The sequence below is a fragment of the Mucilaginibacter sp. P2_A5 genome (assembly GCF_056404995.1).
The window spans coordinates 47,572-63,016 of sequence record NZ_JBFUCY010000005.1 but is presented as its reverse complement, the minus strand read 5'-3'; the positions used below and the strand labels follow the sequence as shown (position 1 = coordinate 63,016).

At 44.2% G+C, this 15,445-nt stretch carries 7 protein-coding genes; 1 reads left to right on the top strand and 6 read right to left on the bottom strand.

The genetic code is table 11. The annotated features are described in order from the left end of the window. Positions 1–4: 4 nt before the first annotated feature. Positions 5–628, top strand: coding sequence for a response regulator (locus tag AC1DXF_RS05805; RefSeq protein ID WP_477447054.1), 624 nt, complete (start codon positions 5–7; stop codon positions 626–628). A 211-nt stretch (positions 629–839) separates the two neighbouring features. Here AC1DXF_RS05805 and AC1DXF_RS05800 read toward each other — a convergent pair whose 3' ends face one another. From AC1DXF_RS05800 to AC1DXF_RS05775, 6 genes are all read right to left on the bottom strand, one after another. Further along, positions 840–4,184: a VCBS repeat-containing protein gene (locus AC1DXF_RS05800; RefSeq protein WP_477447052.1), complete on the bottom strand. Its 3,345-nt coding sequence runs from the start codon at positions 4,182–4,184 to the stop codon at positions 840–842. Between the two features lie 8 nt (positions 4,185–4,192). After that, complete coding sequence (locus AC1DXF_RS05795; protein ID WP_477447050.1) at positions 4,193–6,016, bottom strand: glycoside hydrolase family 35 protein; 1,824 nt, start codon at positions 6,014–6,016, stop codon at positions 4,193–4,195. Positions 6,017–6,061: 45 nt separating this feature from the next. Then, a complete protein-coding gene (locus AC1DXF_RS05790) occupies positions 6,062–8,488 on the bottom strand; it encodes a glycoside hydrolase family 2 TIM barrel-domain containing protein (RefSeq protein WP_477447048.1) in 2,427 nt (808 codons plus the stop codon). Between the two features lie 145 nt (positions 8,489–8,633). Then, on the bottom strand, positions 8,634–10,136 hold the full coding sequence (locus AC1DXF_RS05785; protein WP_477447046.1) for an RICIN domain-containing protein: 1,503 nt from the start codon (positions 10,134–10,136) through the stop codon (positions 8,634–8,636). Positions 10,137–10,293: 157 nt separating this feature from the next. Beyond that, positions 10,294–11,994: a RagB/SusD family nutrient uptake outer membrane protein gene (locus AC1DXF_RS05780; RefSeq protein WP_477447044.1), complete on the bottom strand. Its 1,701-nt coding sequence runs from the start codon at positions 11,992–11,994 to the stop codon at positions 10,294–10,296. A 13-nt stretch (positions 11,995–12,007) separates the two neighbouring features. Then, a complete protein-coding gene (locus AC1DXF_RS05775; RefSeq protein WP_477447042.1) occupies positions 12,008–15,184 on the bottom strand; it encodes a SusC/RagA family TonB-linked outer membrane protein in 3,177 nt (1,058 codons plus the stop codon). Positions 15,185–15,445: the final 261 nt, after the last annotated feature.

Below are 15,445 nucleotides of genomic sequence, written 5' to 3'. Positions count from 1 at the left end.
GAGCATGCTCCAGATAATTTTGTTAGAAGATAATTTACATTACCGGCGTGGGCTGGAACAAATTATTAATGATATGAGCGGCGTAAGCCTAATGGGATCATACACCAATGCCGAAATTGTATTAAAAAAAATCGATGGACTTAAGCCCGATATTTTTATTGTTGATATCAATTTAGAGGGCATGTCGGGCATTGAATTTATTAAACGGGCTAAACCGTTACTACCGGATACCGAATTTATGGTATGTACAATAAACGACGACAATACCAATATTTTTGAATCATTAAAAAGTGGCGCAACAGGTTATGTACTCAAAGAATCATCGGCCACTGAAATCAGGAATGCAATTACAGAAATTGCGGCAGGCGGCTCGCCGATGAGCGCTTATATATCGCGCAAGGTAATAGCTTCATTTAATACAGCCCAGCCAAAACCCACCGCCACCGAAAACCTTACAGAACGCGAGGTGGAAGTGCTTAACCACCTGGCCCGCGGCCTGCAGTACAAAGAAATTGCCGACAGGCTTGATATTACCACTGGTACGGTTAAAAAACATATCCGCAATACCTATACCAAGCTGCAGGTACAAAATAAAGTGGAGGCTATAAACAAATTCCGGGCTATATGATATACCCCTTTTTCAGTATTGCGGGTACCGGTGGTTAAGGTTAATTTAGCGGTATAAAGAAACTAAAAGGTGATGTTAAATTAACTTCTCCGTAGTTGATTTATAAGCCTAAACCTTATCACTTTAATAAAACTTTTAAAGTTTAGCGCAGCCGGCAATTAAAGTACCCAAACATTCTCTTGATTAACCACAACAATGCCAGGAGTAATAACTATGGATGATAGGCTTTAAGCCCCATACCGTTAATACCAAACAAATACAAATCATTTATTTTTAATACCGACCTTACATCTCCCGGTAATTTAAAACCGGATTTTTGCTGGGCTATATAGTTAAACGTTCCGTTGCCATTTCCTTTGAGCAATACGCCGTAATTTGCATCGTATTTACCAAACTTAACCCTGGCGTGGTTAATATTACCACAGAGTAAAAGATCGGTGTTACCATCCTTGTCGTAATCTAAAGTTGTTATGGCAAAAACAGGAGCATATTGTGCGGGCAACGGCAGGGTCAATGGCCTTAGCTTACCCTTGCTGTTACTTACAAAGCACATGGTTGAAAGGCAGTTTGCCGATAGGTGCCCCACTCCTTTCATTTCTTCCGGTGTAAAAATCTTATCGATGGTAACGTCAGCATAACTGTTATAATCGGGGAAACGGCCGCGCATCATGCTAATCTGGTCAAGCATTTCATCGCGGCTAACATAGGGATAACTTTTATGCTGAATGTAAAAACACAAAATCGGGTCAATTGATCCGTTATCGTCAAAATCTTTATAATACATTTCGGCAGGCTCCCTGTCGGATGCTTTGCATTGTGTGTTGAGGCCCATATTGCCAGCAATAAGATCAGGGTGGCCGTCATGATTAACATCGCTCACGGTTAAACAGTTCCACCAACCTGTATATTTGTTATCAAAATACTTAGCGGTGGCATCGGTCAGTTTGCCGTTACTGTTTTCAAAAACAGTTATTGGCATCCATTCGCCAACTACCACCAGGTCGGGCTTGTTATCGCCATTCATATCTACCCAGGCAGCATCAGTAACCATCCCTATACTTTTCAACACCGGATTTAATTTCGCTGTCGCATCTGTAAAATGACCTTTACCATCATTTAGCAGCAAATAACTCTCGGGTGTCTCGGGGTATCTGCCCGGCACTACCCTGCCGCCAATAAACAAATCGGGGTAACCATCGCCATTAATGTCGGCTGCTTTAACACAGCTTTTGCTGCCAGTCATTTTAGGCAGGGCATCAGTTGATTCCGTAAAATTCCCCGAACCGTCATTTAGATATAACCTGTCCTGTAAAGCAGGGTCATTTGGCATATAATTGTGGTAGCCACCGGCGCATACATACAAATCGGGCTTGCCATCGTTATTGGCATCAAAAAAAACTGCGGCAGCATCAGTACCGGTTTTACGGGATTCAAAAGCAGCTTCTTTTTTTAGCGTGAAACCTCCATTTTTTTGCTGAAGATATAAAGCACCGGAGCTGCCGTTCTCGCCGCCTATATAAACATCATCCAACCCATCGTGGTTTACATCGGCCCTGGCCATGCACGGGCTGCCGTAAGATAGCGGATTGACAAGTAAGGGTTGTCGTTTAAAATCATTAACCAAAGTCGTGGTACCATGGTACTTAACCGGCGATGGCACTTCAGTAAACAAAGGTTTTACCATATTTTGCGCGATATAAGGCGCAGTAGCGTCTTTTTCAGATAACGTAATCAGCTGGTTGGTTTTTATGCTTTTTACTACCTGTGCCTTACCGCTTTGCCATATAATACGCAGAGAATCCAATTGCTTAGCTCCGCCTAAACCAAAATGTAATACCGCTGATACGGTAGATTCATAGCCCCTGGTGGGCATTTGTTCAAGATATTGCTTTTTACCGGCTGCATAAATAATAACCTTTGCGCCAATACCCTGGGTATTTTTATTTACCCCTTTAAGGTTTACCGACAGGTAATGATTTTTATTTTGCTGTACCGATTGGTTTTCATAGATAAATGCCGGTTTATTCACGTTGTTGATCACCAGGTCAAGGTCGCCATCGTTATCCAGGTCGGCGTAGGCCGCGCCATTGCTGTTTGATGGCTGGTTTATCCCCCATTGCGCGCTCGTATTGGTAAAAGTAAGATCGGCATTATTTTTGAAAAAGTAACTCTTTACTTCCGACGATGGCATCTGGTTAACCAGGGCCAACAGATCCTGCCGCATAACCCGCCTATCGCGCAGTTTATCGCCGGCGTATTTCAAAAAATCCATGTTGGTGTAATCGCGGGTAAAGCCGTTACTTACAAAAAGGTCTTTCCAGCCATCATTATCATAATCTGCAAATAAGGGGGCCCAACTCCAATCGGTATTTGATATTCCGGATAGCTGCCCAATTTCGCTGAATGTGTTATTACCATTATTTACATGCAGCATATTACGCATGTACTGGTAGTAAAACCCCACTTTAAGATTAAGGTTAAATGCTTCATAATTATCCGACGCGAATAACATTTTTTGTCGCTTGTTATCCTCCGGCAACATATCCAGGGTATAAATATCGGGCACAAGGTCGTTGTTAATATCAGCTATATCATTACCCATTGACGAAAACGAAGTGTGCCCCATCTGCTTAGGCAACTCGTCGGTAAACATTCCTTTTTTATTGTTGATGTATAACCTATCGGGTACGCTGTAATCATTGGAGATGTATATATCGGGGTAGCCATCGCCGTTTACATCGGCAATACCGGCGCCCAATCCGTACGATAACGAGGTATTTACAATGCCGGCCGCTTTAGTTATATCCTCAAAATGGCCATTATTATTGTTAAGTAACCTTATGCCCGATTCCTGGTCGGTTTTGCTCATCAGGTTGCTTACGGTTATTTCGTCCAGGCTATTTTGGCGCTTAGGATTGTGGTTTACCAGCAACATATCCAGGTCGCCATCCCTATCATAGTCAAAAAAATAGGCCTGCGTACTAAAGGAGGGAAAATTCAGGCCGTAATCTGCAGCCTTTTCTTTAAATACCGGCGTGCCATTACTATCATTTCCCTGGTTTATAAACAACTCGTTAATACGTTTTTCGGCACTTAATTTTCCCGAATAGCAAACGTAAATATCAATTTTGCCGTCGCCATTGATATCAGCAAAACTTACGCCCGTTTTCCAGGGACCGGGGCGCCCTGCCACGCCTGCGGCGGCGGTAACATCGGCAAACTGTAAATGACCTTTGTTCAAATACAACTTATTATCGGTCATGTTACCTGTAAAGTACAGGTCTTGTAAGCCATCGCCATTCACATCGCCAACGGCAACCCCGCCCCCGTTATAAAAATACTCATACATTAACACATTGGTGTTTAAGCCCTCGGTTAAAGTATTGCTGAAATCTACATGGGTTTCTTCGGGTTTTAGCAAACGAAACAGCGTATCGCCCTGCATATTGTTAGTTGATGACGATGGGGATTTACAACCTGCTAAAACAAAAAAAGCAAACAATGCCAGGAAATATTCCCTGTATTGTCTGCTTTGCTTACCTGACATTTTTGACATTTTATGAGTTACTGAAGCTGATCGAGAATTGGTTTATTCAATCCGCCTATCACATTTACCGACGGTTTAATCAGCTCTAAAACTACGATATTATTATTTTTTTTCAACCACTCGGCAGGTAAATATAATGTTTGCTGTGGGCCGTTGTTCCAGTAGCGGCCTAAGTTATGCCCGTTTACCCAAACTACGCCTTTGCCCCATTTACTCATATCCAAATAGGTATCGGCAACTTCGACCAGATTAAAAGTTCCTGTTTTGATGACTGGCTCATTCGGCTTCAACTTGCCTGCTTTGGGCTTTATTTTGCTGATATCATCAAACGGTAAACCAAACATTTTCCAGTTGGTTATTTCGGTGCCAGCAAAGGTTACGTTTTCAGTTATTCCTTTGGTATTTTTTAACAGGTACGGACCAAAGTTAATACGGCCCAGATTTTCTACCAATATATCCAATTGTACTTTACCTTTTGGCAAATCTGCTAACAGGCTATCCTGTTTCAGCCTCCTATCCAGGATGCCTATGCGTTTGCCGTTTATAAATACAATCCCATAATCGCGCAAACCATTTACTTTGATTACACCTTTTTTACCGCCATTGATGGTAGTACGATACAAAACAAAGCCATAAGCCTGGTTAAGGTCTTCAAAAGTCAATGGGGTTTTGCTGATTTTTGCAACCGGCAGTATATCAAACAAACCGGTAGCATGCGTAAGCTTAATAGCAGGCACGGCAATCGTCGGCTTGGAAGCTGGTACCTCGGGCAATATTTGCCCGGCAACAAGGTGCCTTTTAATTACATCCCTGAATTTATTGTATTTATCTGTCGCGTTGCCGGCTTCATCCAGCGGAGCATCATAATCATAGCTGCTTATTTGCGGCTCGTAGGGTTCCTTGTCGTTGTAGTTGGCGCCATTCATGAAACCACGGGTTGTACCACCATGAAACATGTACATGTTAATGGAAAGCCCTGCACCCAACACCGAATCTAATTTGCCCAAATATTTTTCTGCCGGTACGGTGTGGTGCTTTGTCCCCCACCAGTCAAACCAGGCCGGATACCATTCGGCAATAAAGAAGGGGCCTTTGCCGTCATGATTTTCCTTAATTAACCGCTTTACTTTTGCAACGTCATCAACACCATTAATTGCCGGTAATAAACCCGGCAGGTGCCCGTCTTTAATAGCCGCTTCGGGGTCGCAGGTATATAGCTGGCCGTCGAAACCGGCATCGATAAACATTTTACGGTTTAGTGCCAGGTAGTCTTTATCGTTGGAGTATGATCCGTATTCATTTTCTATCTGCACCATTAAAACGTTGCCGCCATGGTTTACCTGTAAGGGGGCAAGCTGTTTGCCCACCTCCTTAATATATTGCTCATATTCTTTCAAATATGTCGGTTCTTTACTGCGCACTACCAGGCCTTTTTCTTTTTCGAGCCAGTAAGGATATCCGCCAAATTCCCATTCGGCGCAAACGTAGGGGCTTGGGCGCAAAATAACCCACAGGCCTTCTTCTTTCGCCATTTTTACAAACGCGGCTACATCATTATTACCGGCGAAATCAAAATGCCCTTTTTGTGGTTCGTGAACATTCCAGAAAACGTAGGTACCTATTGTGTTTAACCCCATTGCCTTTGCCATTTTCATACGCTGGCGCCAGGCCTCACGCGGTACGCGGGGGTAATGCATTTCGCCGGATATAATTTGCAATGGTTTACCATCAAGCAAAAATGTACTATCGGTTAATGCAAATGTGTGTTTGGCCGTTTGCGCATTCGCGCTGATGCCGCAGAGTAGAATAACGGGTAGAATTAGTAGTTTAAAAAGTTTCATAAATTAAAAAATGCAGGCAATTGTTTATTAGGGTTGATATAGAAGCTATTTTGTGGTTAAAGTAATTGATGCAGACTTAAGCCCGGCAGCGCTGAACTGTATGATGGTTTTGCCCGGCTTGCCGGTCGTTTGAATATAGGCCAACAGGCGGCCTTTTAAAACCTTGCGGCTATCTGACTGGTAGTTTTCATGACTGGTGGTACTCCCGCTTTCCAATCCCAGCAATTTAGCCGGACCAGTTATGGTTACCGCAACTTCATTATCAGCATTAGCGACCGGGACTCCGTTTTTATCGGTCACCTGTATCTCTACCTGGCTTAATCCTTTTGTTTTGGTGTTAAATGTTGTACCATCGGCAATTGCCTGGATACCGGATGCCTCGCCGGCTGTTTTTAATGTGTAGCTGGCTGCTTCAATTCCGTTATTGTAACCTTTTACCATTAGCTCACCCGGTTGATAATCAACCGCCCACGATGGTATTTGGCCTTTAGCATCAGCCCGCGAAAGTTTACCAAGGGATTTGCCGTTTAAAAACAACTCCGTTTCCTGGCAATTGGTAAAGCAATCAACCCTTATTTTACTGCCAGCCGGCCAATTCCAAACAGGTTCAATGGCTTTATGGCTCCAGATGCCTTTATCTTCCTGTTGTGTAATAGGCTTGGCACCAATAAAAACCATTGGCTTATCGGCCCAAAGGCTTTGCCGGTAAAAGTATTCGGGCTTTTTAAAGCCGGCCAGGTTAATAAGCCCTGCCCCGTTGCTGCGCTGCGGCCATTTACCGGCCTCGCCCAGGTAGTCTATCCCTGTCCAAAGGTATTGAGCCGATATGTATTCGTTACTATCAACCGCGTTCCAGGCCTGGCGCTGCATGCCGTTCTCGCTACCGTAAATAATTCGGTTTGGATACTTTTTATGATCGTCGGCGTAACGGTATTCCTGGTAATTATAACCAACAACATCAAGTTCTTCCGGGTAGCCTACTTCGTTCGACATTACTACTCCCGCAAGCGCTGCGGTAACCGGGCGGGTAGTATCAATTGCCTTAACAGCCTTAACCAGCTTTTTAGCAATTACGGTTAAACCGCTTGCAGCAGGATGATCCGGCAGGTAGCCTTTGCCATAAATCTGCGGATTTTTGCCGGTGTTTAATACTTCGTGGGTGTATGGATCATTGGGGTAATCTATCTCATTACCAATGCTCCACATAATGATGGATGGATGGTTACGGGCACGTAATACCATATCTGACAGATCGCGCATGGCCCATTCTTTAAAATATTCGTGATAGCCATCTTTAGATGGGGTACCTACATTCCACCCTTTAACCCATTTATTTTTGCCCAGTTCCCACTCGTCAAACGCTTCATCCATTACTAAAAAGCCCATTTTATCACACAGATTGTATAAATAGTCTGCGTGTGGGTTATGGCTCAGGCGCAGTGAGTTAACCCCGGCGTCCTTTAATATTTTTAAACGGCGTATCCACACCTCCACAGGAACGGCCACACCCAACGCGCCGGCATCGTCGTGGATGCATACGCCTTTAAGCTTGGTGCTTTTATCATTTAAAAAGAACCCTTTGTCCTTATCAAAACGGATGCTGCGGATGCCCACCGCCTGGTTTACAGCATCAATTTGTTTGCCGTTGCGGCTTAGCTGTACCTGTAATTGGTATAGTTCAGGATGTTCCACATCCCATAAACGGGGAGAAGATATTTCAGCATCAAAACTTGTTTCATGTTTGCCCGGTTTTACCCTAACCTGCTTTTGTATAGCTGCGGCAGTTTTACCGGCATTATCAACCAGATTTATTTTGATGCCGATAGCCGCCTGGGTTGCTGTACTATTGCTGATGTTTACCTTTACGTTAATGTCTGCTTTATCTGCAGATACTTTTGGCGTAGTGAACGCCACGTCCCACAGATCGACATGAACCGGATCTTTAACAACAAGGTAAACGTTGCGATAAATGCCCGATCCTGTGTACCACCTTGAATCGGCAAATTCACTATGATCTGCCCTTACAGTTATTATGTTTTTACCCTTATAGTTAAGGTATTTTGAAAGTTCATACTGAAACGGAATAAAACCGTTGGGGCGCTTGCCCAGATGATGGCCGTTTATCCAAACTTCGCTGTTTTTGTAAACGCCATCAAAGTAAATGTAAACTTGTTTGCCTCGCCATCCGGCTTCGGCATAAAATGTCTTTTTGTACCAGCCTATACCGCCGGGTAAATAGCCCGTGGCGCTCGCCCAGTCCTCGCTAAAAGGTCCCTCAATACTCCAATCGTGCGGCAAATCAACGGTTGTCCATAAAACACCGGCTGCGCCGCCTTTATCGCCATTGGTCATATCGCCTTTATGGAAACCCCAGCCCGAATTAAACAATACAGGCTTGGATTTATCCTGCGCAAACAAAGCCAACGGAAGTGTTACAAGTAAAAAAAAGCAGATGTAGTTTTTAATATTCATGTTTTAGTAACCATATTATTTTTTGTTTAAAGTATTGAGTCATGAGTATCGAGTTAAAAAAATGACAAATCGAATTTGCGGCTTAAGACCAGATACTCATTACTCAAAATTCAGAACTCAACACTCAAGACTCGGAACTTAAAACTTACTGTTGTACAATTTGCCATTGCTGGTTAGTACCGCCATTCCATGGCCACTGAATAATGCCGGCACCATTGGTGGCTACGCCGCCATTAACATCCAATACAAGACCGCTATTGCGGTTAATTACTTTGTAAACGCCATCTGCTACGGCTGTAAGCTGCCATTGCTGGTTGTTGCCGCCATTCCATGGCCATTGAATAATGCCCGCGCCATTGGCGGTTGATGCGCTGTTAACATCAAGTGCCAGCGTACTGTTGCGGTTGGTTACTTTGTAGTATCCGCCGCCGTTGCTGGTTATTATCCATTGCTGGTTATTACCGCCGTTTTGCGGCCATTGTATAATACCCGCGCCATTAGCTATCGACGAGCCATTTACATCTAAAGCCGAACCGCTGTTGATGTTTAACAAACGGTAGTAAGCTGTTGGGTAAAAGGTATCGGTACCACCTGCGCCCACGCCCCAGCCATATTTAAGCCTGCTTAAACCCGATGTGTTGGTGTTTGAAACAGTAAGGCTTGTGCCCGTACCACCCAAAGTCTCCATGGCGTAGCTATCGCCGGTGCGGATACCCGGCCAGTAAACACTGCCCATGCCAAATGCCCTAACCTGGTTGGTTAAGCCCTGCAGATAAGCAATCTCCTGATCGCCGCCTATGGCGCCAGTGTAGTTTTTACTGCCCGTCATGGGTACGCCAAATTCGGTTAATACCGCTCGGCTACTGTAGCTGCCGATATTGCCCCGCAGCCTGCTTTCCCATTGCGCGGCTGTAGTGTTGGTGCCATTGCTGAAAAAAGTATAGTCGTGTATAGATAACAGGCAACCGCTAAAACGGCTATCGGCCCCAACGCCGGTAATATCCTGCGAGTATGAGGTACCGCTAACCAGGATGCGGCCTTGTGGTATGGATGGGTAATTGCTTAGCCATTGCGCGCAGATAGTTGTCCAGGCGCTTAAAGTATAGCCATGAGGCTCGTTAAATATCTCAAAGTATACATGTGCATTGCTGCCATATTTGGTAACAACAGCTTGCCACATCGACCAAAATTGCGTTGTATTATCTATCACGCCATCTGCTGCTGATTTAGATTCCCAGCAAGCCAAAATAACATTCATTCCCTTGCTCAGGGCCTTATCAATTACACCTGTATAGGAATCCCACCAGGCTTGTGATACGGTTGGGTAATTTACCGGCAGCCGCAGGGTATTTGCCCCCGTGTTGGTTTGCAGGCCCGATATTACACCATCGGCCTTTGCCGATACCGTAGCATAACTATCGGTTGATGACAAACCGCTTAACACCAATATCCCATCGCTAAAATTATCACCATCGCAGGCCCAGTTAACGCCTTTAAGCGCGCTTGCCGGGGTCGAATCGACAGTAACGAGTTTTGCCGGGATATCTACTTCCGTTTTTGTAACAGTTTTGGTTACGGGGCCGTTGTCTTTTTTACAGCCGCTTATTAGAATGCCCGCTGCAAATAGTAAACTAAATATTTTTTTCATGGCTGATGTTGTTTTTAGCCCCATTAAAACAGAAGGGAGCAAGTAATACTCCCTTCTGTTTAGCCTCACCCTGCCCTCTCCAAAGGAGAGGGTTCTTGATTTGCCTGTTTTTTTTAAGTCCTCTCCTTTGGAGAGGATTTAGGTGAGGCTACTCTTTTTAGTAACCTGCATTTTGCTGCAACTGGCCACCAGAAGCCTGGATTTCAGTGCGTGGTATTGGCAACCAGTAGTGTTTTGTTTGGAAACTGCGTCCATCCAATGCTACTTTAGGCGTATAGGTAAATGTACCGCTCGCGGTTTTGGTGATTATTACACCTCCCGCGGGTTTATTTTCGGTAATATCGGCAATTTTCCAGCGGCGTACATCGTAAAAACGGTGTTCTTCAAATGCAAGCTCAACACGGCGCTCGTACCTGATCGCGTCACGCATTTGTGATTGGTTTAATCCCGACGCTAATGGCGGCATATTAACACTTGGCCTTGCCCTGATCATGTTGATTGCCTGCCTTGCCGACATGGTTGAACCAGTCGGAACAACATCTGCACCGTAAGCTTCGTTGGCTGCTTCGGCAAAGTTTAACAAGATTTCGGCGTAACGGAAATAGATCCACGGATGAAACCCGGCATTGCCCCATGGGTTTTGAAGCGGGTAAGCATCATCCATATACTTGCGCAGGTAATAACCTGTTTTGGTGGTATTCCAGTTGCTGTCTCCATCTTTACTGTCCTTCCCTCCTGGTATAAATGCTTCAACAGTGCGCTCCCGGTACGGCGACCCGTTGTGTAATACAGTTGCATCAAACCGTGGGTCACGATGGTCGTAAGGATGAGTCGGATCGTATCCTGATGTCGGATCGGTGATTGCTTTACCATTATCCATCTCGTAGTCATCAACTAAGTTTTGCAGTGGCGTGTTACCAGCCCAGCCGCCATAACCATTAGGTCCGTTGGCAATTTCCATATGGGTATGGTTGGCATTTTTGGTATATAGGCGTTCAAAAATAACTTCGTTGGTTTCGTTAACCAAAAACATGTTATCATATCCTCCTGTATAAATGCCGTATTTGTTAAGGCTAATAACCGCCTGCGCTGCTGTTACAGCGTCGGCCCAGGTACCTGCATTGTACAACGGACTTGCAGCATAAAGTTTCAGCCTTGATTTTAAAGCCAATGCTGCGCCTTTAGTAGCGCGGCCCAAAAGCCAGCCACCATCATTATTTAAAGGAAGTTTAGCTGCCGCGTCATCAAGCTGAGCTGTAACATAATCTATACTTTCTTTAATAGTTGCTCTTTTAAATAACGATGGGTCCTGTAAGTTATCAGTCAGGTTGGTTACTTTATCGCCAATCAATACTATCCCTCCATAATTGCGGATGAGATCTTGATAACGGAATGCCCTGATAAACTTCAGTTCGCCTTCAAGATGTGTTTTATGTCCGGCACTTAAAGGCAGGTTTGGCAAAATACTTAACGCATAATTACACTCCCTTATGCTGCGGTAGCTGCGGCCCCAAAGCACACCAGCCCCACCTAAATTTTCAGGCGCCAATTGCCCGCGCTGCACCAACCAGGTAGCATCATCATTGTTATAGATAGATTCATCTGTAAGTGAGCTCCACATGCTATATTCAAAACCGCGACCGAAACCAGGGTTCGATCCATCGCCCTCTTTATCCTGTAATTTTGCGCCTATATAACGATTGGTTACATAAGCCTCGAATACCGCAGTATCCGATTGGATGGCAGATGTGGCAATCCTGTCGGTAGGCTGCACATCTAAAAGATTTTTTTTACACGCTGTAGTACCCAGCATACCACACACCATTAAGTACAGCGGGGCTTTATATTGTAGTTTCATAATTGTTTGTCAATTAAAATTTAACGTTAACACCTAAGTTGATAATTCGCTGTTGCGGATAAAACTGACCGCTGCCGCTTGTTCCTTCAGGGTCATAATCCTTCACTTTGGTGATGGTGAACAGGTTGAATGCGCTTGCATACACCCTTAAGCCACCTAATTTAATTTTAGAAAGGAAAGCTGAATTAAAATTGTAACCTAACTCCACATTCTTTAACCTGAAGAAAGAAGCATTATTAAGCCAAAAGGTATTATTGTATTGGCCACCGCTGATAGCGTTAGATGCACGATCGGTTACCCTTGGATAAGTTCCGTTTGGATTTGAAGCGCTAAACCTGTTATCGGCCCAGCTGCTGTAAAAGTTACCAATGCTGCCGGCCTCAGGTAAAACATATTGGCTAACCTGCGCCTGACCTGAAAACAATACCATAAGATCGAAATTACTGTAAGCCGCGTTAAGGGTAAAGCCGTAGGTAATTTGCGGAATGTTGCCGTATTTAGTTCGTGTTTGATCGTCGGCGGTTATTTTGCCGTCATTATTGTAATCCAGGTATTTCAAATCGCCCACTTTAGCACCCGAAACATGCGGATAACTATCAAGTTCCTGTTGGGTACGGAATATACCTACAGCGTCATATAGCAGGGAAGTACCTATTGGCCTGCCGGTTTGGCGCTGATAACCTAAAGTACCGCTGGCTTCGTCAATAAAAATAATTTTGCTTTTGGCATAGGTAATGTTACCGCTTACGCCCCAGTTAAATTTATTGCTGGCATGGTTGTAACCTAAAGTTGCCTCGAAGCCATTGCTATTTACTTTACCAATATTTTCAGATGGAACCAAAGGATCTGATCCATAAGGGTTTACTATACCCGAAGTACCCGGCAATGACGCATTCCTTGCAGCAAGAATGTCTGAACGTTTTTGTTGAAAGTAGATAGCCTCGATGGTAAAGTTATGCAGGAAAGTAGCGTTAATACCCACATCCAGCTTTTTAGCAACCTCCCAGGTAATATTGGGGTTTGCCAGTTTTACCAGGTTAACGTTTGGCTGAATGGTGTTTGACCCGCTTCCCGGAACACTTGCAACAAAACCGTTATTTACTAAAACATAGTTGTCAAAATACTGGAAACCATTTACGTTATCGTTACCCAATGAACCGTATGATGCCCTTAACTTTAAATCATCAAAAAAGGTAACATTATCCTTAAACCAGTTTTCTTTGGTAACCCTCCATCCTACGGATGCTGATGGAAAATAACCCCATTGTTTTCCAGACGGGAATATTGAGCTGCCATCTGCACGAAACTGACCTTCAAACAAATACTTTTCATCATATGCATAAGCCAGGCGACTGATCACACTACGGCGGTTATAGTTTGAGCTATAGCCCGAGTTAAGGTAATCTGTAGCCGCGCTGCCACCCTGCGAAAGTTCGGGCAGCTGTGATGATAAGTAGTTGTAACGGGTAGCGTCAAAGTACTCCAGATGGTTTTTACTTTGCTCATAACCAACAAAGGCGTTCACATCATGCTTGCCAAATTTGCGGGCGTAGTTTAACTTAATGTTCGAGGTAAGTAAAGCCTGGTTATTTTGCGATTCGAACAATGTAGGAGCGTTGTTATTACCGCCAACAATATTTTTGTTATAGGTTTTGGCATTGCCATCGTAGCTGTACAGAATGTAGGGTTTACTGAAGTTTTTATCAAAATTGTATGATTTGTCAACTGAAAAGAAACCATCAAGCGACAAGCCTTCAATGCCTGGAATTGCATAGCTGCCTCTTAAAATACCATTAAAAACCTGGGTTGGGTTATTGTTGACACCGCCAATATCTGTTACCTGTACTGCCGGGTTATTATTTTCGATACCCGTAGTTGGCAAGCCATTTGGATAATAGGCCGCAACAATAGGTTTTGCGCGGTATACCGAACGGAACACATCGCCTGCACCAACCTGAGGAAATTGCCTGTCCTCTTCTCTACCCGAAAGTGATAAACCAACCTTTAAACGTTTGGTAACATTCGCATCAATGTTTGAGCGGAAGTTGTATTGGTGATATTTGGTAACACCGTTTTTGTACAAACCATCCTGGTAAATAGTACCCAACGAAACAAAGTATTTTACATCATCGCTACCGCCCATTACTGACAAGCTATGTTGATTTTGCAGCGCAGTACCTTTAAGTGTTTGCTTTTCCCAATCGGTATTAGGATAGTTAAGCGGGTCTGATCCGTCTTTGAATTTCTGAATCTGATCTGCCGAGTATGACTGGTTTGGGCCTCCGCCGGGATTCGAGTCAAGGCTGATCTCGTTCATGATTTGCGCATAAGTAGCAGCATCGGCCATTTTTGGCAAACGTGTTGGCGAACTGAAGCCCTGGTTAAAGCTGTAGCTAATGGTTGGTTTACCTGTTTTACCACGTTTGGTGGTAATTAAAATAACACCGTTTGCCGCCCTGTTACCGTAGATGGCAGCAGATGCATCCTTTAATACCGACATGCTTTCAACATCGTTAGGGTCAATCCTTTCCAGACCACCTATCTGGCCGGGTACACCATCAACTACAATTAGCACATTATTGCTGCCCGTAGTAGCCAAACCACGAACGGTAATATTGGAGCCATCGTAACCCGGTTCGCCGCTGCGGTTATTTACAATTACACCGGAAACACGACCTGCTAACGCGTTTGACAAATTGGGTGCCGGGCTTTTAACCAACTCCGATCCCTTTACCTGGGATATTGAACCGGTTAACGTAGCTTTCTTTTGCGTGCCGTAACCAACAACTACAACTTCGTTTAATGATTTTGAATCGGCTTCTAACTTTACATTAATAATAGTTTGACCGTTAACGGGAACCTCCTGCTTTGCATAGCCAAGGTAAGTAAATACCAAAGTGGCCGAGGCATCGGGCACGTTTAGTGTAAACTTTCCGTTAATATCGGTAATAGCGCCGGTTGATGTACCTTTTAGCGTTACGGAAACGCCTGGCAGGGTTTCGCCTTTTTCGTCGGTTACCACACCGCTTATTTTAAGGTCCTGCTTGTTAACGTTTTTAACTCCTGCATAAACCGGGGTTGGCAGTGCAGCAGTAGTCATACAAGCAAGGGCCATGCCTGTGGCCAATAAGAAAAGCCGCGGTAATCTTTTCCTGTGAGGGGAATGCTTTACGTGTAAATTTGATTTCATATTTTACTGGGTTTGCTAAATTTAGGAGGTAGATCGGACGCTCTTCCCGGCAATTAAAACAGACACATCAAGCCGCGTAAACCCATGATTTTACAAAGCTTTTTGCATGTTATTAAAATAGCCGGTAATGAATTACGATTTATCTCCGGTTAATTGGTAAGGCCAAAATGAGGTTAAATAGCAAAATTGAGTGAGGGGTAAATTCTCAATTAGATAGGGGGTAAATAAGCAAAACCCGCCTAAATACGTCATTAAAGCGGG

Excerpts from the sequence above, each read along its gene's own strand:
- AC1DXF_RS05805 (WP_477447054.1), top strand. The coding sequence starts at position 5 with ATGCTCCAGATAATTTTGTTAGAAGATAATTTACATTACCGGCGTGGG.
- AC1DXF_RS05800 (WP_477447052.1), bottom strand. The coding sequence starts at position 4,184 with ATGTCAAAAATGTCAGGTAAGCAAAGCAGACAATACAGGGAATATTTC.
- AC1DXF_RS05795 (WP_477447050.1), bottom strand. The coding sequence starts at position 6,016 with ATGAAACTTTTTAAACTACTAATTCTACCCGTTATTCTACTCTGCGGC.
- AC1DXF_RS05790 (WP_477447048.1), bottom strand. The coding sequence starts at position 8,488 with ATGAATATTAAAAACTACATCTGCTTTTTTTTACTTGTAACACTTCCG.
- AC1DXF_RS05785 (WP_477447046.1), bottom strand. The coding sequence starts at position 10,136 with ATGAAAAAAATATTTAGTTTACTATTTGCAGCGGGCATTCTAATAAGC.
- AC1DXF_RS05780 (WP_477447044.1), bottom strand. The coding sequence starts at position 11,994 with ATGAAACTACAATATAAAGCCCCGCTGTACTTAATGGTGTGTGGTATG.
- AC1DXF_RS05775 (WP_477447042.1), bottom strand. The coding sequence starts at position 15,184 with ATGAAATCAAATTTACACGTAAAGCATTCCCCTCACAGGAAAAGATTA.